Below are 23,623 nucleotides of genomic sequence, written 5' to 3' on the forward strand. Positions count from 1 at the left end.
TCTAGGCCGGCGACGGTCGGGGCCTGTGCCCCGCCGCAAAGGAGAAAGATGGAACCGATTTCAATCGCGCCCGCGGCGACGCTGTCGGCGCAAGACCAGGACGCGCTGCGGCGCGCGAAGCAGGTACTGGAAAGCCCGTCGCTGACGATGAAGCTGACGGGCGTGCTGGGCGCGCCGGTCGAGAAGATGATCGCGCGGCTGCCCGACTTCGCGACCGGCAAGATCAACGACGCGACGCAGCTTGCGCTGCGCAAGTGCCTGAACATCGCGCTGCGCACGCTCGGCAAGCCACAGACGCCCGACGCCGAGCCCGAGAAGCCGAGCAACCTGCTGCACAAGCTCGCGGTCGCGACGACCGGCGCGGCGGGCGGCGCGTTCGGTTTCCTCGCGCTGCCCGTCGAGCTGCCGGTGACGACCACGCTGATCTTCCGCTCGGTGTGCGACATCGCTCGCAGCGAAGGCGAGGACCTGGGCGCGGTGGATACGCAGCTGCAGTGCCTGGCCGTGCTCGGCATGGGCGGCAACGCGGACAAGCGGGAAGAGGACGCCGATCTCGGCTATTTCGTGCTGCGCGGCGCGCTTGCGCAGGCGATTTCGAAGGCGTCGTCGGACATCACGACGAAAGGGATCGCCGCGCACAGCTCGGCGGCGGTGTTCAAGCTCGTGCAGACGGTGGCATCACGCTTCTCGGTACAGGTCACCGAGCAGATGGCCGCGAAGTCGATCCCGGCGATCGGCGCGGTGCTCGGCGCGACCGTCAACACGCTGTTCATCGACCACTTCCAGCAAATGGCGCACGGCCACTTCACCGTGCGCCGGCTCGAGCGCAAGTACGGCCCGGTCGCCGTGAAGGCCGCGTATCAGGCGATCGACGGCTCGCCCGCGCGCTGAACCGCCCGCTCGACCGCGACGCGACGCAGGAACGCGGCCGCGCGGTCGAGTGCGTCGCGCGACTCCGGCACCATCGGCGCGTATAGCTGCCATACGTGCGGCATGTCTGGCCACACCTCGATCTCCACCGGCACGCCAGCCGCCTTCGCGGCGTCGGCGACGCGGCGTGAATCGTCGAGGAGCACCTCGGTGCTGCCGGCCTGGATGAAGAGCGGCGGCAGCCCGGTGAAATCCGCGTAGAGCGGCGACGCGTACGGATGCGTCGCCGATTCGTCTCCCAGATACAGCTTCGCCGCCTTCGGCAGCGCCGCAGCCGCGAACATCGGGTCGAGGCCGTCGTTGCTGCGCATCGTGCCGCCGGTGCCGGCCAGGTCGGTCCACGGCGAGAACAGGATCGCGCCGGCGGGCAACGGTTCGCCGCGATCGCGCAACGCGACGAGCGTCGCGAGTGCAAGGCCGCCGCCCGCCGAATCGCCGCCGAACACGATCGACTCGGGCGGCGTGCCGAGCGCGAGCAATTGCCGGTAGGCTGCCAGCGCGTCGTCGAGCGCGGCCGGGAAGCGGTTCTCGGGCGCGAGCCGGTAGTCGAGGGAGAACGTGCGCACGCCCGCGCGCTTCGTGAGGCCGAACACGAGCGGCCGATGGGTTTTCGTCGAACAGAAGTAGTAGCCGCCGCCGTGGAAGTACAGCAACGTGCGGCCGGACCCGCGAGCGGCGACCGCGTCGGTGCGTTCGAGCCATTCGCCGCGCAGCGGCGCGTCGCCGGGACCGTAGCACTCGCGCAGCCGGTAGCCCGACGGCGCGCGACGCGGCACGATCATTCGCAGGTCGGTAAAGCGCCGCGCGCGGGCAGGATCGAGCACCGGGCGCTTGGTCTCGGGACGAAACTGCCAGCGCAGCAGCCAGCACGCGAACTTGCTTTGCCAACTCATCGAACACACTCCGTCATCACACAGTGTGACGATGGTACGTGCGATCGTCACCGCGTCGCTCGACGGGAGCCTCTATATCAAACGCCGGCGCGCGGTTCGCCAGCCTCAGTTCGCCGGCATCATCTGGCCACGGATCTCGCCGGACGGATGCTCCTTCGTGTGCACGTTGAAGTACCACTTGCCGCCCATCAGGTCGGTGACCTGCGAGTCGGTGAGTTCCTTCGAGCCCTTGATCGGGCTCGCAAGCGCGTCCTTCGGAATCGGCACCTGCACACCGGCGTTCTGACCGACCGGCGCGGGCCCGTGGAAATGCGCAGCGGTGGCCGGGCCTGTGAGGTGGTCGTAAGTCACCGTCCACTGCAGCATGTGGGTGGCCGTGTCGTAGGTCGCATCGACGGCGCCCGCGCCCTTGGTCGCGGTGGGCGGCACTTCGCTCGACGGCTGCAGGTTGGCGGACAGGCGCACCGTTTCGGCGGCGGCGCTGCCGGCGGCCAGCACGCCCGCAAGCAACGCCATCTGGAGCAAACGCAGCTTCGGCATGAATCCTCCTTGTACGACGGGGTACGCCACCCGGACGGGGACGCTCCATGATGGTAGTCGATCGCCGCCGATCCGGCACCGGTGCGTCGCTCGCCAGCCTGACGGAACCTGGAAGAGACCTTTGCAGCGGGAGCCCTGAATCCGCGCGCGGCCTTTCGCTACACTTCGTCTCACAGTTGCTTGTTTCCTTCGTCCGAAGGAGTCTGCGAGTATTCACGCGGCCACCCGGCCGCGTTTTTTTTACCCATGCCCGGGCGTCATGCTCGCAGCGTCGGGCAAAACTCCGCTTCGCAGGCCGTCAAGCATCACGAATCAGTTGCCGCCGCCGCGATCGCGCCCGGCGTCGCGCCGACACCGCGCTCTCACGCGCGATAGCCCGGATCGATCCGGTCGACGATGCGCTGCAACGCGTCGAATGCATCCTGCCCCGCACCGTGCTTCGGATCGAAGTTCAGGGAATCGCGCACGCAGCCCTCGAGCACCGGCGGCGCGATCGGCAGTGCATCGCCGATCGCGTGGGTCGCGACCTGCACTTCGCATGCGCGATTGAGCAACCACATCAACGAGAAGGTCTGCGCGAGCGTCGCGCCGATCGTCACGGGCCCGTGGTTGCGCAACAGCAGCACGGGCCGCCCGCCAGCGCTCTCGACGATGCGCCGTCCTTCCTCGAGATGCACGGTAATGCCCTCGAAATCGTGATACGCGATCTTCCCGTACAACTGCGCCGAATAGAAGTTCGAGAACGACAACCCGTCGCGCGAGCAGCACACGGCCATCGTCGGCGTCGTATGCACGTGCATCACGCAATGCGCGTCGGGCAGCGCCGCATGGATCGCGCTGTGGAACGTGAAGCCCGCCGGATTGATCGGCCAGTCGGAATGGCCGATCACGTTGCCGTCGATGTCGATCTTCACGAGGTTCGACGCGCATACCTCGCGGTAATGGAGCCCGAACGGATTGATCAGGAAATGGCCGTCCTCGCCCGGCACGCGCAGCGAGATATGGTTGTAGATCAGCTCGGTCCAGCCGAGATGGTCGAAGATCCGGTAGGCGGCCGCGAGCTGCACGCGCGCCTGCCATTCGGCTTCGGAGAAGCGGGCGGGACGCGTGAACGGCTGGTTCGGTACACGTTGCATGGGGCACTCCGGTTGCGGGCGGGGCGGCCGCGCGGGCGGCTCGCGCATGTCCCTCGTCTCCTGGCGGCGCACGCGGCGCGCGGGTGCGTCCGGCGCGGGTGCGGAAGGCGCATCGTTCGGCGCTGCTGGACGGCCCGCATTGCGCGAGCCGTCCGGCAGCGCCCTTCACGGTACGCATATCGTTGCGCGCACAACCATATCACCTTTCCCCGCGCACCGGTATCGCGGGTTTGGCCCGAGTCGTTCCGGCCCTTACAACTGGTCGTCGACCGGCAGCAGCATGAAGAAGCCCGTCATCAGGTTGCGCATCAGCCCGGCATGCGGATCGACGTGATAAGTCGCCGGCTCGCCATTGTCGGTGCCGGTCCACTCGAGTTCGGGCGGGCCTCCGCCCGCGGGCGTCGCGAGGCTTACGCGGTAGCTTTCGTCCGGCTGCGTCACGCGCGCGAAGATCGTCGCGGCCTGCTGCGCGATCGTCGGGCTGTGGATCACGAGCGCGAGTTCGGTATTCAGGTGCGCGGAACGCGGATCGAGGTTCAGCGAACCGATCACGAGGATCTTGCGGTCGATCACGTACGCCTTCGCATGCAGGCTCGCGCGCGAGCGCGAGCCGAACAGGCCCGCGCTCGGCGGGTTCGGCCGCGCCTTGAATTCGTACAGTTCGACGCCGCGCCGCAGCAGCGGCACGCGGTACGGCGCGTAGCCGGCTTGTACGGCGACCGCGTCGGTCGCGGCAAGCGAATTGGTCAGGATCGCGACGCGCACGCCGCGCGCGGTCGTGTCGCCCAGGATCTTCACGCCCGCGTCATGCGGCACGAAGTACGGCGAAAACGCGAGGAATTCCTGCTGCGCGCCGCGCGTCAGTTCGACGAGGCGCTGCATCGGCGGACTCACGTACGCGTCGGTCGGCCGCACGACCTTGTCCGGCGCGTCGACCTTGAACTCGGCTCGCGCCCACACGAGCTCGAGCTCGTCGCGCGCGATCTGCTGCGCAAGCGGCGTCGCGTTCAGCGGCTTCGCGTTGTATGGATCGGCGTTCTTGCGCCAGTGGTCGCGCAGCTCGTCGCGCATCGCGTCGAGCTCCTTCGGATCGAACGTCTGATGATTCAGCACCCGCAGCGGATAGCTGCTCGCGCTCGCCCAGTAATCGTCGAAGCTCGTCGAGATGTCGTTCGTCACGGGGCCGGCCGCGAGCACGTCGAGATCGCGGAACTGCAGTGTCGGGCTCGCGCTGAAGTATTCGTCGCCGAGATTGCGGCCGCCGACGATCGCGATCTGGTTGTCCGCGATCATCGCCTTGTTGTGCATCCGCCGCGTGAAGCTGTCGATCCTCGTCAGGGAGTTGGCCGTGCGCTCGACCATCCCGTAGTGCGACGCGCCGAATGGGTTGAACACGCGAATCTCGATCTTCGGGTGCGTATTGAGCGCGGCCATCACGCGGTCGATATCGCGGAAATTCAGGTCGTCGACCAGCATCCGCACGCGCACGCCGCGATCGGCCGCATACAGTGCCGCGGCGAGCAGCAGCTTGCCGGTCGTGTCCTCGGTCGCGATGTAGTACTGCATGTCGAGTGTCTTCGTCGCCGCGCGCGCGAGCGCGATGCGCATCTGCAGCGCGGTCGCGCCGTCGGGCAGCAGCCGGAAGCCCGATTGCCCCGGATGCGCGGCTTCCGGCGCGGCCAGCGCGTTGCGCAGCGGCGTCGCGGTATCGGCCGGCAATGCGTGCGAGACGGGGCGATCGAGCGTGGTGGCGGGCGGATGCGTCGCGCAGGCGGCGACCAGCGACAGCAGCGCGCAGATGGCGAGCGCGCGGGCCGGGCGGCAGGCGGTGCGCCACGACAGCGCGGCCGGCGCGCGCCGGATCAAAGACGTGAGCACGGAAACTTCCTCGACAGGCGGATCGATGGATCCGCAATCGCCGCGGCGTGCGGCTGACGGGTGGTTCCAACCGATTCTAGTGGGCGCCCGATGAGCCGGTCAATCGCGCGGCTGGCGCATGCGGTGCCGTGCAACCGCGACGCGCGCCGCCGGCGAGGGCATCCTGGCACGGCAGCCCGCGACTCGGCCGCCGGACAGGCTCGCGGCATCCATGGTCCAACCAGTCTCACGCCGTGTCGCCGCTTCGTTCGAAGTGGCTGCGCACGTAGTCGATATGGGTCTGCATCGCGGTGCGCGCCTCCTCGGGCCGGTGCGCGCAGATCGCTTCGCAGACTACCCGGTGCTGAAGCAACAGCAGCTCGGACGCCTGCTCGTCGTGCGTCGTCATCCCCGCGACGTTGATCGAGATGTGCTCGCGCAGCATCCCGATCACGCTCGTGTGCAGGTGCAGGAACATCGTGTTGTGCGATGCGAGCGCGATCGCCTCGTGCAGCTTCGCGTCGGTCGATGCCTCGACGGCCGCGTCGTCGTTCGCGTGCGCGGTCTCGAGCTCGCGCAGCAGCGCACGGATCCGGCGCCGGTCGTTCGCATCCGCGCGCAACGCGGCGAAATACGCGGTCGCGCCTTCGAGCACGCGACGGAATTCGAGTATGTCGTCGCGCAGCGCCGGGTGGTCGGCGACCAGTTGGCCCCACGGCGACGCAATGCCCGAGCGCAACTGGTCCGTCACGTACACGCCCGCGCCGCGCCGGCTCTGCAGCAGCCCGCGCGCGACGAGCCGCTGCGTCGCCTCGCGCACGGTATTGCGCGCGACGCCGTACTGCTGCGCGAGCACGCGCTCGGCCGGCAGCCGCGCACCGGCCGGCCAGGTGCCGTCGAGCAGCGCCGTCTCGATTTTGCGCATCACCACTTCGGTCCGGCCCCGTGCCGTCATCGCCGCCATCGCCGTGTCTCCATCGGAATCCCCGCCGCGCCGATTGGCCCAACCAATTTGAGCTGCGACGCCGTCGCGGGAATTATGCAGCGAAAACGTCGTCCCGCATTCGCTTGCCGGGCCGGCGCCCCTGGAGCGAGACATGAACGAAAGGCACTACCCCGCCACCGCCCCCGCGCACGTCTATCTGTTCGCGACCTGCCTGGTCGACCTGTTCGTCCCCGAAGCCGGGCTCGACGCGGTCCGCCTGCTGGAACGCGAAGGCCTGACCGTCCACTATCCGCGCGGCCAGAGCTGCTGCGGACAGCCGGCCTACAGCAGCGGCAATCCCGATCAGGCGCGCCGCGTCGCGGCCGCGCAGCTCGACCTGTTCGGCGAGCCGTGGCCCGTGATCGTGCCGTCCGGCTCGTGCGCGGGCATGATCCGGCACCATTGGCCGGCTCTGTTCGCCGACGACCCCGTGCACGGTCCGAAGGCTCGCGCGATTGCGGAGCGCACGTACGAACTCGCCGAGTTCCTCGTTCATGTGCTCCACGTGCGGCTCGACGGCATCGATACGAACGCCGGCCCGGACGAGCGCGTGGTGCTGCACACGTCGTGCGCGGCCCGCCGTGAAATGGGCACGCGCGTGCACGGCGTCGCGCTCGTCGACGCGCTGCCGGGCGTCACGCGCATCGAACATGAACGCGAATCGGAATGCTGCGGCTTCGGCGGCACGTTCTCGCTGAAGCATCCCGACATCTCCGGTGCGATGGTGCACGACAAGGTCGCATCGGCCTGCGCGACGGGCTGCGACCGGCTCGTGTCGGCGGACTGCGGCTGCCTGCTGAATATCGGCCATGCCGCGACCAAGGCCGGCGCGACGCTGCCCGTCGAGCATCTCGCAAGCTTCCTTTGGCGCCGCACGGCAGGCGCCGGCTCGCTGCGCGGAGACACGCAATGAGCGCGCGCGACGCCATCCTCGCGCGCCTGCGGGCCGCCGCCCCCGGTGTCGCCGCGAACGCCGCGCCCGCGCTCGATGCGCGCATCGACACGCATTACGCGGCACGCCGCGCACCGGTCGCCGTCGATTCTCACGCGCTCGCGCGCACGATGCAGGCCGCACTCGCCGCGTCGCACGCCGACGTCTGGTGCGCCACCGCGGACGCGTGGCCCGCGCAGCTTGCCGCACGGCTCGCCGACGCCGGCGTGCGCCGCCTGCTGCTCGATCCGGCCCGCGCCGAATCCGCAGCCCTCGCGCGTGCGCTGCCCGACGCGGTCGCGCCGGTGCCGTTCGACCGGCCGATCGACGCGTGGAAAGCCGAGCTGTTCGACACGATCGACGCGGGCTTCACCGTCGCGCGCTCGGGCATCGCGGCGACCGGCACCGTCGTGCTCGCGCCCGATGCCGGCACGCCGCGCACGGTGTCGCTGGTGCCGCCGCTGCACGTCGCGCTCGTCCATGCGAACACGCTGCACGCGGACCTTCACGCCGCCGTGCACGCGGAGCGCTGGCACACCGGCATGCCGACCAACGTCGTGCTGGTGTCGGGCCCGTCGAAAACCTCCGACATCCAGCAGACCCTCGCGTATGGCGCACACGGGCCGCGCAACCTCTGGGTCGTGATCGTCACCGAACCGACCGCAACCGCCTGCCAGGACCTGCCGCGATGAGCGACCAACCGCTGCAATTCGTCGCCCCCGGCGACTTCAAGGCCCGCGCGCGCGCCGCGCTCGACAATCCCGCGCTGCGCCGGAGCTTTCGCGGTGCGATGGACTTCCTGCAGGACAAGCGCGCGACCCAATTCCCCGACGATACCGAACTGCAGCAACTGCGCGATCTCGGCGAAGCCGTCCGGCAGCACGCGCTCGCGCAACTGCCCACGCTGCTCGAGCGGCTGGAGGCGAAGCTCACGGCAGCCGGCGTGCACGTGCACTGGGCCGAGACGGCCGCCGACGCGAACGCGATCGTGCTCGGCATCGCGCAGACGAAAAAGGCGCGCCGCGTGATCAAGGGCAAGTCGATGGCAAGCGAGGAAATCGAACTGAACCATTTCCTCGCGAATCACGGGGTCGACTGCATCGAGTCCGACATGGGCGAGTTCATCGTGCAGCTCGCGGGCGAGAAGCCGTCGCACATCGTGATGCCGGCTATCCACAAGACGCGCGGCGACATCGCCGAGCTGTTCGAGGAACACATCCCCGGCACGCGCTACACGGAGGACGTCGACGAGCTGATCCAGACGGGCCGGCGCGCACTGCGCCGCGCGTTCGCGCAAGCCGACATCGGCCTGTCCGGCGTGAACTTCGCGGCGGCCGACACGGGCACGCTGTGGCTCGTCGAGAACGAGGGCAACGGCCGGCTGTCGACCACCGTGCCCGACACGCACATCGCGATCATGGGCATCGAGAAGGTCGTCGAGAAACTCGAGCACGTCGTGCCGCTGTCGAGCCTGCTGACGCGCTCGGCCACCGGCCAGGCGATCACGACCTACTTCAACCTGGTCTCCGGCCCGCGCCGCGACGGCGAACGCGACGGCCCGCGCGAGCTGCATCTCGTGCTGCTCGACAACGGCCGCACGCAGGCCTATGCCGACGAACAGCTGCGCGCGACGCTGCAATGCATCCGCTGCGGCGCGTGCATGAACCACTGTCCCGTCTATACGCGCATCGGCGGCCACGCATACGGGACGACCTACCCGGGCCCGATCGGCAAGATCATCTCGCCGCATCTGCTCGGCCTCGACGCGACGGCCGACCTGCCGAGCGCATCGACGCTGTGCGGCGCGTGCGGCGAGGTGTGCCCGGTCCGGATTCCGATTCCGCAGTTGCTCGTGCGGCTGCGCACCGAGGCGAACCGCAAGCCCGACGAACCCGTCGCGCATCCGCTGCGCGGCCAGGGCGCGAACTACAACCGCGCGGAAGACCTCGTGTGGCGCTTCTGGTCGGGCGCGTTCGCGCATCCGCGCGCGTACCGCGCATTCCGCTGGACCGCGACGCGCCTGCGCGCGCTGACGCCGGCCCGGCAGATGGGCTGGACGCAGCACCGCACGCCGCTCGAGCCGGCGCCGCGCAGCCTGTCCGACCTGCTGCGCGCACGCGGGCAGCCCGAATAGAGCACCTCGCTTTCAGACCCGTACCAATAGAAATCCATGGAGGAGACACCCATGCAGGTTTGGCATCAGATCTACACCCCGCTCGGCAGCCTCGGGCTGTCGGCGCTCGTCGCCGCGATCCCGATCGTCTTCTTTTTCGTCGCGCTCGCCGCGTTGCGGATGAAGGGGCACGTCGCCGCCGCGATCACGCTGCTGCTGGCGCTCGGCGTCGCGATCCTCGCTTACGGCATGCCCGTGCCGCAGGCGCTCGCCGCGGCCGGCTTCGGCTTCGCGTACGGCCTGTGGCCGATCGCGTGGATCATCGTCGCGGCCGTGTTCCTGTACAAGATCGTCGTGAAGACCGGGCAGTTCGACATCATCCGCGCGTCGGTGCTGTCGATCACCGACGACCAGCGGCTGCAGATGCTGCTGATCGGCTTTTCGTTCGGCGCGTTTCTCGAAGGCGCCGCCGGCTTCGGCGCGCCGGTCGCGATCACGGCCGCGCTGCTCGTCGGTCTTGGCTTCAGGCCGCTGCACGCGGCCGGACTGTGTCTGATTGCAAACACCGCGCCGGTCGCGTTCGGCGCGATGGGCATCCCGATCATCGTCGCCGGGCAGGTGACCGGCATCGACGCGTTCCACATCGGCGCGATGGCCGGCCGCCAGTTGCCGCTGCTCTCGCTCGCGGTGCCGTTCTGGCTCGTGTTCATGATGGACGGGCTGCGCGGCGTGCGGCAGACCTGGCCGGCCGCGCTCGTCGCCGGCGGCAGCTTCGCGATCACGCAGTACTTCACGTCGAACCATATCGGGCCCGAGCTGCCGGACATCACGTCGTCGCTCGTCAGCCTCGTGTCGCTTGCCACGTTCCTGAAGGTCTGGCAGCCGAGCAGCGCGAAGCAGACGGCCGGCGGCCTCGTCGCGTCCGGCGGCGGTGCGGCGCTCGCGGGATTCGGCGGGGGCGGCAACGCCACGGGGGCGAGCCGGCAGGCGTCGCCGTACACGCTCGCGCAGACCGTGCGCGCGTGGTCGCCGTTCCTGATCCTGACGGCCGTCGTCACCGTGTGGAGCATCGCGCCGTTCAAGGCGCTGTTCGCCGCGCACGGCGCGCTCGCGTCGACCGTCCTGAAGTTCCATGTGGCCGGGCTCGACCAGCTCGTCGTGAAGACCGCGCCGATCGCCGCGACACCGAAGGCGCTCGACGCCGTGCTGAAGATCGACGTCGTGTCGGCGGTGGGCAGCGCGATCCTCGTGACCGCGCTGATCTCGATGGCGCTGTTGCGGATGAAGCCTCGCGATGCGCTCGTCACGTTCGGCGAAACGCTGAAGGAACTCACGCGCCCGATCCTGTCGATCGGCCTCGTGCTCGCGTTCGCGTTCGTCGCGAACTACTCTGGGATGTCGTCGACGCTCGCGCTGATGCTGGCCGCGACCGGCGCCGCGTTCCCGTTCTTCTCGCCATTCCTCGGCTGGCTCGGCGTGTTCCTGACCGGCTCGGATACGTCGTCGAACGCACTGTTCTGCTCGCTGCAGCAAGCGACCGCGCACCAGCTCGGCGTGCCGGAAACGCTCGCGGTCGCCGCGAACACGACGGGCGGCGTGACAGCGAAGATGATCTCGCCGCAGTCGATCGCGGTGGCATGCGCGGCGACCGGTCTCGTCGGCAAGGAATCCGAGCTGTTCCGCTTCACGGTGCGTCACAGCCTGCTGTTCGCGGTGATCGTCGGCCTGATCACGCTCGTGCAGGCCTACGTGCTGCCGGGGATGGTGCCGTAAGCAACGGGCGCTGCCGTTTCCCCGTTCGCCGAAAAACAAAAACCCCACGCCCGCAAGAGCGTGGGGTTTTTCGTTCATCCAGGGCGCCGGACGCGGCCGGCGCGCCAGGCGGCGATCAGCTGCCCTTCGCGATGCGATCCTGGATGTGCTGCGCACGGCTCGACGACGACGGGTGCGAGCTCATCATCGAGCTCTTGCCGCCATCGAGCTGCGCGAGCTTCTGGAACGCGGTGACGAGGCCCCTCTGGTTCATGTTCTTCTGCTTCATCAGGTCGAACGAGTAGTCGTCGGCCGCGCTTTCCTGCGTCTGCGAGAACTGCGCGTTGATGAACTTCTCGGTGATGTCGCCGAGCTGCGAGCTCGTCAGGGCCGCGACGCCCGGCGATGCCGCGCCGGCCGCCGTACGTGCCGCGCTGACCGCGTAGGCGGTCTGCATCGCCTTCTTCGAATGACCCAGCGCGACGTGGCCCATTTCATGACCGATCACGCCGCGCAATTCGTCGTCGTTCATCATGTCCATCAGGCCGCTGTACACGCGCACGCAGCCGTTGCCCATCGCCCACGCGTTGACGTCCTTGGTCATGTAGACCTTGTAGTTGATCTTCTGGCCGTTCAGCGTCATGTCGCCGAAGCCCTTCATCACCTTCGTCAGGCGCTTCGAATACGCGCTGTTCGGCGCGGCGATCTTCGATTCGGCGTCGCTCGCCTTGCACGAGTCGTTCGACAGCGCCGCGATGTCGCTGTCCGACAGCGTCGCCGCCTTGAACAGGCTGGTCCCCGCCGACGTCAGGCTGTTCGCGTCGAGATTCTGCACCCCGCCGCATGCGCTCAACAGGAACGCCATGCCACACGCTGCCGCCGCTTTCTTGATATGCATCCCGGATCCCTCGGTAGTTGTATTTGGGAGCGGCGATTTTGCATAATTCGGCAGAAAATTACCAGATGTTTACATCGAATGACAGCCTGATTACTGACGGATATGGAATGAACGGCGCGATTGATCGACGAATTGACGACAATCGCGCCATCAATCGCCGCGGCCGGACGATCGGCTGAGCGCGGCAGGCGACCGTCGCGTGAGCCGCCGCGCGACCAGCATCGGCAGTCGCACCACGAAACCGGCGAAGAGCCGCAGATGCATCCACACGAGCAGCGCGTTGTCGCGGCCATAGTGGAAATGCGACACGCCGCCCTCGTGCGCGCCGAAGTAGCGCACCGGCGCTTCGATGCGGATCGGCCGCACCCCGGCCCAGCACAGCCGCACGGCCGCTTCCGGATCGAAGTCGAACCCGCGCATCCACGACTGGCGATGCATGATCGCGGCGAGTGGTGCGACCGGGTACACGCGAAAGCCGTACAACGAATCGCCGATCCCGGCCCATAGCGTCTCGAGGTCGGCCCATCCGTTCGACAGCCGCCGCCCCTGCACGCGCAGCTGCGGCGCGCTCGCGTCGAACTTCGGCAGGCCCAGCACCATCGCATCCGGCGCCGCCTGCGACGCGGCCATGAATTCGGGAATCAGGTCGGCCGGATGCTGGCCGTCGGAATCCATCGTCAGCACGTGCGTGAAGCCGCTCGCAGCAGCCGCGTCGAGCCCGGCCAGCACCGCGACGCCCTTGCCGCGGTTCTCCGGCAGCACGATCACGCGCAGCCCGGGGTCGCGTTCGGCCATCGCCTGCAGCCGCTCGGCGCTGCCGTCGGTGCTGCCGTCGACGACGACCCACACCGGATTCCACTGCGCGCGGGCGTTGCGCACGGTCGTGTCGACCTTGACGCCCGGGTTGTAGCTCGGAATCAGTACGAGATGCGTGGACGACGCGTGCAGCTTGGACATGGGAACGGCCGATTGCGAAGACGAGGATCCTGACAAAAGTTTATGACCTGCAGGCGACTGCCGACAGGCCTGGTCGACGCCGGGCGACGGTTCGCGCAGCGACAGGCTCGCGCGCTTCACGACAGGTTCTCCAGCGGATGGCCGGCGCTCGCTTCGATCTCGACAAGCAGATCGTCGCGGCACACGTCCGCGTGGACGAACAGCGGCCGCACGCCGGGGCCCGCCGCCTCGCGCAGCGCGCGTTCGATCGCGGCGAGCGCCGCGGCATCGCCGGCGTCGCGCACGTAGACGCGGTAGCTCAGGTCGGCGAGCGCGAAGGGGCCGTGCCCCTGCCGCGCGGCCTGCTCGAGCACGGCGGCCAGGTTCGCGATCGTCTCGCGCGTTTGCGCGACGACGTCGCCGCGATGCACGGTGCGATGCCCGACGATGCTGGCGGTGCCCGACACGAACAGCAACGGCGCGGCATCGTCGCCAGGCCACGCGGCCGCGCGCGCGAACGTCGGCGCACGCGGGCCGTATTCCGCCGGGTAGTGATACGCGCTGACCTGGCGCGGGTTCTCGACCGGATCGGCCGGCGTGCGGCTCGCGATGAAATGGATCGCGAGCGGCGCGGCCGGCGGCGTGTCGCGCTCGACCGGCACGACCGAGCCGAGCGCGCAGGCCGCCGGCACGCTGCCCGTCAGCGCGCGACGGCACGCGTCGAACGCGCGCTGCCTGCCGATATTGAACTGACGATAGCGTTCGATCCCGAACTGCAGCGCGTTGATCGCGGGCACCGTATTCCAGATTCGCAGCGGATGCGCGATGCCGAGCATGTCGAGCACGTCGAACAGCGCGCGGTACGCGTCGTATGTCGCGCGTTCGAGCGGCGTGCCGCCGTCGCGATCGGCATCGGCCGCTTCCGCCTCTTCCTGCACGACGATGCTGCCGAACACGAGCCCCGCCGTTTCGCTGTAGCGATACTGCAGCGTGCCGCGTCGCTCGCTGCGCAGATCGTGCGCGTCGCACTGCCAGATTTCGCAGACCGCGCCGGCGCGTGCGTGGCTGCCGGCGTCGAGCAGCGCCATCTGCACCGGCGCGAGCGGCAGGTCGGGTGCGGCGGCGGCGAGCATGCCGGCCATCGCGTCGGTCGGCGCGCCGGCCGCGCCGATGCAGACCGCACCGAGCGCGCCGGGAAACACGATATCGAATGCGTCGCCCCGCTGCCGCGCAGCGTGCAGCAGTGCAGTCAGCCGCGCATGATCGATCTGGACGAGTCGCAACGCACGGTTGCCGCCGTTCGCTGCGGGCGACAGGCCCACTCGCGATGCGGCGGCTCCGCCCGTCATGGGTTCGCGCGTGACCGCGATCGTGGCGGACGACACTGAGCACGCTTGCCGTTCGGCGTCGACTGGATGCACTGACACTTCGATTTCCTCACTATGCGGTGCAGGCGCGCGGCATCGTGGCCACGCGCCGCGTTGCGCGCCGTTGCGTCGCGTCAGGCCGGCGGCGCGCGCATCGTCATGCGAGCCCGCCGTTGACGGACAGCACCTGTCCCGTCACATAAGCGGCCGCGTCGGATACCAGATACGCGACCATCGCCGCGACTTCATCGGGCCGCCCCGCGCGTTGCGCCGGCACGAGCTGCCTGATCCGTTCGGCGGGAAACACCTGGTCCGCCATCGGCGATTCGATGATGCCGGGCGCGACCGCGTTCACCGTGATGCCGCGCGACGCAAGCTCCAGCGACAGCGACTTCGTCGCGCCGATCAGCCCCGCCTTCGCGGCCGCGTAGTTGACCTGCCCGCGATTGCCGGTCACGCCCGCGACCGACGCGATGTTGACGATCCGGCCGCGCCGCGTGCGGATCATCGGCAGCAGCAACGGCTGCGTCACGTTGAAAAAACCGTTGAGCGTCACGTCGATTACGCTGTGCCACTGCCGGCGCGACATGCCGGCCATCGGCGCGTCGTCGTGAATGCCCGCGTTGTTGACGAGGATCTGCACCGGTGCATCGTCGATGAACGGCGCGAGCGCGGCGAGCGTCGCATCGGCGTCGGTCACGTCGAATGCAATCGCATGCGCGGCGCCGCCAGCCGCGACGATCCGCTGGGCAACCGCCTCCGCCTGCGCGAGATTGCGGTTCGCGTGCACCCAGACTTCGTGGCCGGCCTGCGCAAGCGCCGCGCAGATCGCCTGCCCGAGTGCGCCGCTGCCGCCGGTTACGAGCGCACGCATCGCATTGCTCCGTTCATCGCGTTTCCTCCAGATCGACGCGGCGGTGGTTCGTCCAGCCACCGTCGCCGCGTGCCGTCGTCGTCCTCGTGCCGCGCCGCCGTCACTTCGTGCGATGCGCGGCGACGTACTCGGCAAGCGCGCCGAGCGTCGCGAAGATCTTCTGGTTGTCCGGATTGTCCGAGCGCAGCTCGAAGCCGTACTTCTTCGAAATCAGCAGCGCGATTTCCAGGATGTCGATGGAGTCGAGCCCGAAGCCCTCGCCATACAGCGGGGTCTCGGCCGTCACCGTTTCGAGCGGGACGTCTTCGAGATTCAGTTCGCCGATGATCAGCGTGGCGAGCTCTTGTTCGAGTGCGTTCATCATGATTGCGGGCAGGCGGCCATGGCAGCGGGAGGCGCCCGGAAACGGCAATCGTCATGCGCGACCGGCGCGTGCGAAGCGCGCGCGAATCTCCGTCCCTCCGGCGTTTGCCGGCTCCCCGCCTGCGTTATTGGGGGTCGTTTGTAAAAGTTACGCGGATTCTAGACGATGGGGTATCGGCACGTATACGCGGAATGGTTACAGACTGAAGGCCCCCGCCGCGGCCGGTTTCGGGACCCGATCGCAGCAGACGCTTGAGCCGCTTCGGGCGGAAATGAATCGCCTCGGCGAAAGGTTCAGTGCGCTGCCATACATTCGGTTACAAAACCCGCCCGCGCCAACCTCGAACCGCCGCGCCGCGGCCCTAAAATGTGCGTGCACGACAGCCGGCCGGGACATCCACCCGGCCGCCATTCATATGATGTTTGACGGCCCGACGAATGCGTCGGGCCTCGATCCGCCCGATGTTTCCAGCAGCCATGCCGCGCCCGACCGTTCGCTTCGCCCCGGTTTGCCCGCCCGTCCGCCGCCGTGCCGTGACGGACGACGGCCATGCACGCACGCGTCGCGTGCCCGGAGCGCCGCGATGAGCTCGCCGCTCGACATCGCGCGCGGCGTCGGCGCGGTCGCCGCGGTGGCGGCGTACCAGATCGGCGCGCATTACGCGGCTGCGACGCCCGGCGCGCACGGCTTGGGTCTCGCGATGGCACTCGTGCCACCGCTGCTGCTCGCGCTTGGCGCGGCATTGCGCTCGCCGCGGCGTGGATGGCTGGTGTCCGCATGGCTGCTGGCCGCCGTCGCGCTGTGGGCCGGGCGCACCCCGCTCGCGCGCCATTTCGAATGGGGCCTGTATCTGGAACACGCGAGCTTCAACCTCGCGATGGCGCTGCTGTTCGGCCGCACGCTCGCCGCCGGGCAGGTGCCGTTGTGCACGCGCTTCGCGACGATGATCCACGGCACGATCACGCCGGCCGTCGCCCGCTACACGCGGCGCATCACGCTCGCATGGACGCTGTTCTTCGTCGCGATCGCCGCCGTGTCGACGCTGCTGTTCGCGACCGCGCCGATCGTCGCGTGGTCGACGTTCGCGAACTACCTGTCGCTGCCGCTCGTCGCCGCAATGTTCGCCGCCGAGCATGCGTGCCGGCGCTTCGCGCTGCCGCACGACGCGCGGCCGCGGATGGTCGACGCGGTGCGCGCGTACCGCGCGTCGACGCAGCCGTCACGATGAATTCATGACCGGGCGCCGCATCGCGGCCGCGCCGGTGACCGCCTCCCGCTTCAGCCGATTTATGCCGACTTACCCGCTGGTGTTTCATTCCTCGCCGGACCAGACGATTGCCTGGCGCGACGGCGCGCCCGTCAGCGTGCGCGCGTTCGTCGCCGACGTCGCGCGCGTGGCCGCCGCGCTGCCCGCCGGCGGCCACGTGTTCAACGTATGCCGCGATCGCTACCGGTTCGCGGTCAGCCTGTGCGCGGCGCTCGTCGCCGGCAGGATCAGCCTGCTGCCGTCGACCCACACGCCGGAGATGGTGCGGCAGCTTGCGTCGTTCGCACCGGACGCGTTCTGCCTGCACGACGCGCCGGACTGCACGATCGACCTGCCGCGCTTCGCGTATCCGGACGCCGCGCCCGCCGACTTCCTCGGCGACGCGCCATGCGTGGTGCCGCGCATCGACGCGTCGCGGATCATGGCGTATGTGTTCACGTCCGGCTCGACCGGCGCGCCAGTGCCGCATCGCAAGACCTGGGGCTTCCTGGTCGGCTGCGTGCGCGCGGCGGCCGACCGCCTCGGCCTGCTCGACGGCCGCGCGGCCACGCTGATCGGCACCGTGCCCGCGCAACACATGTACGGCTTCGAGTCGACGGTGCTGCTCGCGCTGATCGGCGGCCTCGCGTTCAGCAACCGCCAGCCGTTCTACCCGGTCGACATTCGCGACGAACTCGCCGCGATCCCGCAGCCGCGCGTGCTCGTCACGTCGCCAATTCACCTGCGCGCGCTGCTGTCGGCCGGCCATGCGCTGCCGCCGGCCGCGCTCGTGCTGTCGGCCACCGCGCCGCTGTCGGAAAAGCTCGCATGCGAAGCCGAGGCCGCGCTCGATGCGCCACTCGTCGAGATCTACGGCAGCACCGAGACCGGCCAGGTCGCGACGCGCCGCACATCGCAAGGCGCGACGTGGCAGCTGTTTCCCGGCATCCGCCTCGACACGCGCACGGCACATGACGCGGGCGACGACAGCGGCCCGACCGTGTGGGCGTCGGGCGGCCACGTCGAAACCCCCGTGCCGATGGGCGACGCGCTCGAACTGCTCGGCGACGGCCGGTTCCTGCTGCACGGCCGCAAGGCGGACCTCGTCAACATCGCCGGCAAGCGCACGTCGCTCGCCTATCTGAATCACCAGTTGAACGCGATCGCCGGCGTCGTGGACGGCGTGTTCTTCATGCCGGACGACGCCGCGCCGGCCGGCGCCGATGCGACCCGCGAACCGGTCACGCGGCTCGTCGCGCTCGTGGTCGCGCCGACGCTCGCCGCGGCCGACCTGCAGCGCGCGCTGCGCGAGCGGATCGATCCCGCATTCATGCCGCGTCCGCTCGTGTTCGTCGACGCATTGCCCCGCAACGAAACGGGCAAGCTGCCGCGCGACGTGCTCGCCGCGCTCGTTGCACGGCACGCGCGCAGCGCGATGGGCGACACGAGCGAGCTCGCCGTGACGGATGCACCGCTCGCGTTCACGATTCCCGCCGATCACCCGGCGCTGCCCGGGCATTTCCCCGGTCATCCGATCGTGCCGGGCGTCGTGCTGCTCGATCACGCGATCGCCGCGCTCGGCGCGTCGCTGAACCGCCCGCTGCACACGTGGCGGCTGGCTTCCGCGAAATTCCTGAGCCCGGTCGCGCCCGGCGAGCCGCTCGATCTCGCGTTCGATGCGACAGCCGGCGGCGCGATCCGCTTCACGCTGCGCACCGGCGCGCGCGACGTCGCCACCGGCGTGCTGTCCGCGCCGCTCGCCGCGCAGGACGGCACACTGCCATGAAGCGCACCGCTTGGGCCGAGCGCCAGGAGCGCAGCAACGCGGCGCTGCTGCGCGCGATGACCTGGATCTCGCTGCGGTTCGGCCGACGGCCGTCGCGTGTCGTACTGCACGCCATCGCGGCCTATTTCGTGCTGTTCTCGCCAGCCGCCTGCGCGGCGTCGCGCGACTATCTGCGCCGCGTGCTCGGCCGTCCCGCGCGCTGGCGCGACGTGTACCGGCACGTGTTCACGTTCGCGGCGACGATCCACGACCGCATCTATCTGATGAACGGCCGCTTCGATCTGTTCGACATCCGGCTGCATGGCGAAACGCGCGTCGACGACGCACTCGCCGCCGGGCGCGGCGCATTCCTGATGGGCGCGCACCTCGGCAGCTTCGAAGTCGTGCGCGCGATCGGCCGCACGCGTGCGGACCTGCGCGTCGTCGTCACGATGTTCGAAGAGAACGCGCGCAAGATCAACGCGACGCTCGCCGCCGTGAACCCGGCCGCGAAACCGGAAGTGATTCCGCTCGGGCAGGTCGATTCGATGCTGAAGGTGCGCGAGCGCCTCGACGCGAACTGCATGGTCGGCATGCTCGCCGACCGCACGCTGCTCGACGATGCGGCAACATCGCTGCGGCGGTTGCCGCTGCTCGGCGCACCGGCCGCATTCCCGCTCGGGCCGCTGTACATGGCCGCGATGCTGCGGCGCCCGGTGCTGTTCATGACGGGCCTCTATCGCGACGGCAACCGCTACGACGTGCACTTCGAGACGCTCGCCGATTTCTCCGACGTGGGCCGCGACGCGCGTGCGGCGGCCGTCGACGCGGCGCTTGCGCGCTACGTCGCGCTGCTCGACAGGTATTGCCGCGCGGCGCCGTACAACTGGTTCAACTATTTCGATTTCTGGCAGACCGGCGCGGCGGCTGCGCGCCGCGACGATGCGCGCGCGTGCGCCGACCTGCCGGCCACGAGGGATTCCGACGCATGACCGCCGCTCGCCGCTTCCTGTCGCTGTTCCCGCTCCCGCGCGCGCTCGCGCTGCGCCGCTCGATGCGCACGTTCGCCATCACGGCCGCCGTCGCGCTCGCCCTGCCCGCGTACGCGGCCGATACCGGTTCCGCGTGGACCCTGGACCGGCTGATGTCGACGCTCGCGCAGCACAAGTCCGGGCGCGCGACGTTCACCGAGACGAAGACGCTGTCGATCGCCGCGCAACCGCTCGAATCGTCGGGCGAACTCGTGTTCGTCGCACCCGATCACCTCGAGAAGCACACGCTCAGCCCGAAGCCCGAGCATCTCGTCGTCGACGGCGACATGCTCACCGTCGAGCGCAACAACCGCAAGTACACGCTCGCGCTGGCGCGCTATCCGGAGCTCGGCGCGTTCATCGACAGCATCCGCGCGACGCTCGCCGGCAATCGCTACGCGCTCGAGCAGGTCTACAAGGTCGCACTCGCCGGTCGCGGCGACGACTGGACGCTGATGCTCACGCCGCTCGATTCGCGGATGCTGAAGGTGGTCAGCACGATCACGCTCGAAGGCTCGCGCGACGTGTTGCGCAGCGTCGCGATCCAGCAGGCCGACGGCGACCATTCGACGATGCGCCTGCAACCCGTCCCCGCGCAGTGATGGACGAACGTACCCGGCCAAGCGCCCCCGCCGCATACCGCACGTCCGCGTGGCGGCAGCGCGCCGTGCTCGTGTGGCTGCTCGCGCTCGTCGCGTGCGGGATCGCGATCGCCCGCGCGAACTTCACGGCCGATCTGTCCGCGTTCCTGCCGAGCGCGCCGAGTGCCGGCCAGCGCGTGCTCGTCGATCAATTGCGCGACGGCATCGTGTCGCGGATGATCCTCGTCGCGATCGACGGCGGCGATGCGGCCACGCGCGCCGCGCTGTCGCGGCGCGTCGCCGGCGCGCTGCGCGCCGATCGGCAATTCTCGGCGGTCAACAACGGCGAAGCCGTCGACGACGAGCGCGACCGACGGTTCGTGTTCGACCATCGCTACCTGCTGAGCCCGGCCGTCTCGCCGCAGCGCTTCAGCGCGGACGGCCTGCGCCAGGCGCTCGGCGACAGCCTCGACCTGCTGAGCTCGTCGGCGGGTCTCGTCGCGAAGGCGATGTTGCCGCGCGACCCGACCGGCGAAGTGACCGCGCTCGCCGATCAGCTCGACAGCGGCGCGCAGCCCGCGATGCGCGACGGCGTATGGGCGTCGCGCGACGGCATGCGCGCGGTGCTGGTCGTGCAGACAGCCGCCGCCGGCGCCGACACCGATGCGCAGGCGCGCGCGATCGACGCGGTGCGCCGCGCGTTCTCCGCCGCGACACGGACGCTGCCGAACCGCGGCGCATATACGCTCGCGATGACCGGCCCCGGCGTGTTCTCGGTCGACACGCGCGACACGATACGGCACGACGTCGAGCGGCTGTCGACGGCGAGTGCCGTGCTGATCGTCGCGCTGCTGCTGACGCTGTACCGCTCGCCGCGCACGCTCGCGCTCGGGCTGCTGCCAGTGCTGACGGGCATCGCGGCCGGCATCGCGGCGGTCGGCGTCGCGTTCGGCACCGTCCACGGGCTGACGCTCGGCTTCGGCACGACGCTGATCGGCGAAGCCGTCGACTACTCGATCTACCTGTTCGTGCAGTCGGCGCAGGCCGGCTCGCGCGGCGCCGCGCGGCCCGCCGCTGCGACGCGCGCATGGGTCGCAGCGTACTGGCCGACGATCCGCCTCGGCGTGCTGACCTCCGTGTGCGGCTTCGCGTCGATGCTGTTCTCCGGTTTTCCGGGCCTCGTGCAGCTCGGGCTGTACTCGATCGCCGGGCTGACGGCCGCCGCGCTCGTCACGCGCTTCGTGCTGCCTCACCTGCGCGGCGAGCACGTCGCGATTCGCGACGTGTCGCGTGTCGGCGCGGTGCTCGCGCGTGCGGCCGCTGCGGCGCCGCGGCTGCGCTGGCCGCTCGGCGTCCTCGTGCTCGCCGCATGCGCGACGCTCGTGTTGCGTCACGACGGCCTGTGGAGCCGCGAGCTTGCGGCGCTGAGCCCCGTCCCTGCCCGCGCGCAGGCCCTCGACGCACGCTTGCGGGCCGATGTCGGCGCACCGGACGTACGCTATCTCGTCGTGATTTCCGCGCCGACCGAACAGGCCGCGCTCGAACGCGCGGAACGGGTCGCCGCGCAATTGCAGCCGCTTGTCGATCGCGGCACGCTCGCGGGCTTCGAAAGCCCCGCGCGCTATCTGCCGAGCGATGCCACACAGCGTGCGCGCCAGGCAAGCCTGCCGGACGCGGACGTGCTCGCCGCGCGCATGCGTGCGGCCGTGGCGAACCAGCCGATCTCGGTCCGGCCCGAGCTGTTCGCGCCGTTCATCGTCGATGTCGAAACCGCGCGCCACGCGCGGCCGATCACGCACGCGGACCTGCGCGGCACGTCGATGGCGCTCGCCGTCGACGCGCTGCTGACCGAGCGTGCCGGCCGCTGGAGCGCGATGCTGCCGCTGCGCGCGCCGGACGTCGCGCACACCGCTTCGGCTGCGGCCCCGACGCTCGATGCCGCGCCGATCCGTGCGGCCGTCGCGCGCGCCGGCGTGCCGGATACGCTGTTCGTCGACATGAAGGCCGAGGCCGACCGACTGTACGTGGACTACGTGCACGAGGACATCCGGCTGTCGCTCGCGGGCTTCGCGGCGATCGCCGTGCTGCTGCTGATCGCGCTGCGCTCGCCGCGCCGCGTCGTGCGCGCGCTCGCGCCGCTGATCTCGGCCGTGCTGGTGGTGACGGCCGGCTTCGCGCTCGCCGGCGTGCCGCTGACCATCCTGCATCTCGTCGGGATGCTGCTGATCGTCGCGGTCGGCTCGAACTATGCATTGTTCTTCTGCAAGCGCGACGATGCGCAACCGGTCACGCCATACACGCTCGTGTCGCTGCTGGTCGCGAACCTCGCGACGGTCGCCGGCTTCGGCCTGCTCGCGCTGTCGCGCGTGCCGCTGCTCGAAACCTTCGGGCTGACCGTCGGCCCCGGCGCGATGCTCGCGCTCGCATTCGCTGCGATTCTCGCACCGCGTACCGTGGCGACGCGCAACGCTCGCCCCGATCTGACAGGAGCCCGCGCATGAACGCGCCGTCATCCGTTCCGCCCCGACAGCCCGGCAGCGATGCGCGCCGCTGGAAACCGACGCCGCTGATCGCGGGCACGGCCGCACTGCATGCGGGCGCGCTCGCGACCATCGTCGCGCAACCGGCCGCGTGGCCGTGGGCCGCCGGCGGCGTGGTCGCGTCGCATCTCGCGCTGACTGCCGCCGGCCTGTGGCCGCGCAGCGCGCTGCTCGGACCGAACTGGACGCGCCTGCCGGCCGGCGCCGGCCGCCGGATCGCGCTGACCATCGACGACGGCCCGGATCCCGACGTCACGCCGCGCGTGCTCGACCTGCTCGATCGTCACGATGCGCGCGCGACGTTCTTCTGCATCGGCGATCTCGCGCGCCGCCATCCGCGGTGGATCGAAGCGATCGTCGCACGCGGTCATGCGGTCGAGAACCACAGCCAGCGGCACCGGCATACGTTCTCGTTGTCGGGGCCCGCCGCGCTGCGGCGCGAAATCGCGGCCGCGCAACAGACGCTGACCGAGATTGCCGGCACGCGTCCGCGCTTCTTCCGCGCGCCGGCCGGTCTGCGCAATCCGTTTCTGGAGCCGGTGCTGTGCGAGCTTGGCCTGCAGCTCGCCAGCTGGACACGCCGCGGGTTCGACACGCGCGCGCGCGATGCCGAGATCGTCACGCGCCGCCTGCTCGACGGTCTGGCGCCGCGCGACATCCTGCTCGTGCACGACGGCCACGCGGCACGCGACGCGCGCGGCGAACCGGTCGTGCTCGACGTGCTGCCGGCCCTGCTGCGCGCAGCCGCCGATGGGCAGTTGCACTGGGTCACGCTGCGCGCCGCGCTCGCGTCCAAACCACCCGGCCAGCCGGGCACGCCGGCACCCCCGTTTGATAAAATCTGACCACGCCCGGCGCGCCCGCCAGCCCCGCTGCGGCGCCCG

At 69.9% G+C, this 23,623-nt stretch carries 21 protein-coding genes; 11 read left to right on the forward strand and 10 right to left on the reverse strand.

Annotation, left to right across the window (positions count from 1 at the left end):
* Positions 1-48: 48 nt before the first annotated feature.
* The gene (locus WI26_RS13250) at positions 49-891 is read left to right on the forward strand and encodes an EcsC family protein (protein ID WP_069226145.1); all 843 of its coding nucleotides are present in this window, start codon (positions 49-51) and stop codon (positions 889-891) included.
* Here the strand turns inward: WI26_RS13250 and WI26_RS13255 are convergent.
* The 5 genes from WI26_RS13255 to WI26_RS13275 form a co-directional block, all read right to left on the reverse strand.
* Positions 861-1,823: an alpha/beta hydrolase gene (locus WI26_RS13255; RefSeq protein WP_069226146.1), complete on the reverse strand. Its 963-nt coding sequence runs from the start codon at positions 1,821-1,823 to the stop codon at positions 861-863. The two genes, WI26_RS13250 and WI26_RS13255, sit on opposite strands and share 31 nt — an antisense overlap.
* Positions 1,824-1,928: 105 nt before the next feature.
* Complete coding sequence (locus WI26_RS13260; RefSeq protein ID WP_069226147.1) at positions 1,929-2,363, reverse strand: CHRD domain-containing protein; 435 nt, start codon at positions 2,361-2,363, stop codon at positions 1,929-1,931.
* A gap of 362 nt (positions 2,364-2,725) precedes the next feature.
* The gene (locus WI26_RS13265) at positions 2,726-3,499 is read right to left on the reverse strand and encodes a class II aldolase/adducin family protein (protein ID WP_006497398.1); all 774 of its coding nucleotides are present in this window, start codon (positions 3,497-3,499) and stop codon (positions 2,726-2,728) included.
* Between the two features lie 252 nt (positions 3,500-3,751).
* Positions 3,752-5,377 (reverse strand): phospholipase D family protein, encoded by a 1,626-nt coding sequence (locus WI26_RS13270; protein ID WP_069226148.1) that lies wholly within the window; start codon positions 5,375-5,377, stop codon positions 3,752-3,754.
* 226 nt (positions 5,378-5,603) lie between these two features.
* Complete coding sequence (locus WI26_RS13275) at positions 5,604-6,320, reverse strand: FadR/GntR family transcriptional regulator (RefSeq protein WP_069226149.1); 717 nt, start codon at positions 6,318-6,320, stop codon at positions 5,604-5,606.
* A 133-nt stretch (positions 6,321-6,453) separates the two neighbouring features.
* Here WI26_RS13275 and WI26_RS13280 point away from each other — a divergent pair, with 133 nt between their 5' ends.
* From WI26_RS13280 to WI26_RS13295, 4 genes are read left to right on the forward strand one after another with little or no spacing between them, the layout of a single operon-like run.
* Positions 6,454-7,254, forward strand: a complete 801-nt coding sequence (locus WI26_RS13280) for a (Fe-S)-binding protein (protein ID WP_069226150.1) — start codon at positions 6,454-6,456, stop codon at positions 7,252-7,254.
* Positions 7,251-7,964: a LutC/YkgG family protein gene (locus tag WI26_RS13285; RefSeq protein WP_059465786.1), complete on the forward strand. Its 714-nt coding sequence runs from the start codon at positions 7,251-7,253 to the stop codon at positions 7,962-7,964. Before WI26_RS13280 ends, WI26_RS13285 begins: the two co-directional genes overlap by 4 nt.
* Positions 7,961-9,406, forward strand: a complete 1,446-nt coding sequence (locus WI26_RS13290) for a LutB/LldF family L-lactate oxidation iron-sulfur protein (protein ID WP_069226151.1) — start codon at positions 7,961-7,963, stop codon at positions 9,404-9,406. The genes WI26_RS13285 and WI26_RS13290 overlap by 4 nt, the downstream gene beginning before the upstream one ends.
* Positions 9,407-9,457: 51 nt before the next feature.
* Positions 9,458-11,158, forward strand: a complete 1,701-nt coding sequence (locus WI26_RS13295) for a lactate permease LctP family transporter (protein WP_069226152.1) — start codon at positions 9,458-9,460, stop codon at positions 11,156-11,158.
* Between the two features lie 115 nt (positions 11,159-11,273).
* Here the strand turns inward: WI26_RS13295 and WI26_RS13300 are convergent, their stop codons facing one another.
* The 5 genes from WI26_RS13300 to WI26_RS13320 all read right to left on the reverse strand — a co-directional run bounded on the left by WI26_RS13300 (position 11,274) and on the right by WI26_RS13320 (position 15,573).
* Positions 11,274-12,035 carry a M48 family metalloprotease gene (locus WI26_RS13300; protein ID WP_069226153.1) on the reverse strand — a complete coding sequence of 254 codons (762 nt, stop codon included), beginning with the start codon at positions 12,033-12,035 and terminating at the stop codon, positions 11,274-11,276.
* Positions 12,036-12,185: 150 nt separating this feature from the next.
* A complete protein-coding gene (locus WI26_RS13305; protein WP_059465790.1) occupies positions 12,186-12,992 on the reverse strand; it encodes a glycosyltransferase family 2 protein in 807 nt (268 codons plus the stop codon).
* 116 nt (positions 12,993-13,108) lie between these two features.
* Entirely contained in the window at positions 13,109-14,398 is a 1,290-nt protein-coding gene (locus tag WI26_RS13310; RefSeq protein WP_069226154.1) for an endoribonuclease L-PSP, read from the reverse strand.
* Between the two features lie 97 nt (positions 14,399-14,495).
* Positions 14,496-15,212: a 3-oxoacyl-ACP reductase FabG gene (gene fabG / locus WI26_RS13315; RefSeq protein WP_059511750.1), complete on the reverse strand. Its 717-nt coding sequence runs from the start codon at positions 15,210-15,212 to the stop codon at positions 14,496-14,498.
* A 100-nt stretch (positions 15,213-15,312) separates the two neighbouring features.
* On the reverse strand, positions 15,313-15,573 hold the full coding sequence (locus WI26_RS13320; protein WP_059465793.1) for a phosphopantetheine-binding protein: 261 nt from the start codon (positions 15,571-15,573) through the stop codon (positions 15,313-15,315).
* A gap of 586 nt (positions 15,574-16,159) precedes the next feature.
* Here WI26_RS13320 and WI26_RS13325 point away from each other — a divergent pair.
* From WI26_RS13325 to WI26_RS13350, 6 genes are all read left to right on the forward strand, one after another.
* Positions 16,160-16,804, forward strand: a complete 645-nt coding sequence (locus WI26_RS13325) for a hypothetical protein (protein ID WP_069226421.1) — start codon at positions 16,160-16,162, stop codon at positions 16,802-16,804.
* Positions 16,805-16,865: 61 nt separating this feature from the next.
* Positions 16,866-18,608 carry an acyl-CoA synthetase family protein gene (locus WI26_RS13330; protein WP_069226422.1) on the forward strand — a complete coding sequence of 581 codons (1,743 nt, stop codon included), beginning with the start codon at positions 16,866-16,868 and terminating at the stop codon, positions 18,606-18,608.
* The gene (locus tag WI26_RS13335) at positions 18,605-19,579 is read left to right on the forward strand and encodes an acyl-CoA synthetase (protein ID WP_059540050.1); all 975 of its coding nucleotides are present in this window, start codon (positions 18,605-18,607) and stop codon (positions 19,577-19,579) included. The genes WI26_RS13330 and WI26_RS13335 overlap by 4 nt, the downstream gene beginning before the upstream one ends.
* Positions 19,576-20,220: a LolA family protein gene (locus tag WI26_RS13340; protein ID WP_069226155.1), complete on the forward strand. Its 645-nt coding sequence runs from the start codon at positions 19,576-19,578 to the stop codon at positions 20,218-20,220. The genes WI26_RS13335 and WI26_RS13340 overlap by 4 nt, the downstream gene beginning before the upstream one ends.
* The gene (locus tag WI26_RS13345) at positions 20,220-22,700 is read left to right on the forward strand and encodes an MMPL family transporter (RefSeq protein WP_069226156.1); all 2,481 of its coding nucleotides are present in this window, start codon (positions 20,220-20,222) and stop codon (positions 22,698-22,700) included. Before WI26_RS13340 ends, WI26_RS13345 begins: the two co-directional genes overlap by 1 nt.
* A complete protein-coding gene (locus tag WI26_RS13350; RefSeq protein WP_069226157.1) occupies positions 22,697-23,584 on the forward strand; it encodes a polysaccharide deacetylase family protein in 888 nt (295 codons plus the stop codon). Before WI26_RS13345 ends, WI26_RS13350 begins: the two co-directional genes overlap by 4 nt.
* The last annotated feature ends 39 nt before the right edge of the window (positions 23,585-23,623 follow it).

This window comes from Burkholderia diffusa (genome assembly GCF_001718315.1).
Classification (GTDB): Bacteria; Pseudomonadota; Gammaproteobacteria; order Burkholderiales; family Burkholderiaceae; genus Burkholderia; species Burkholderia diffusa_B.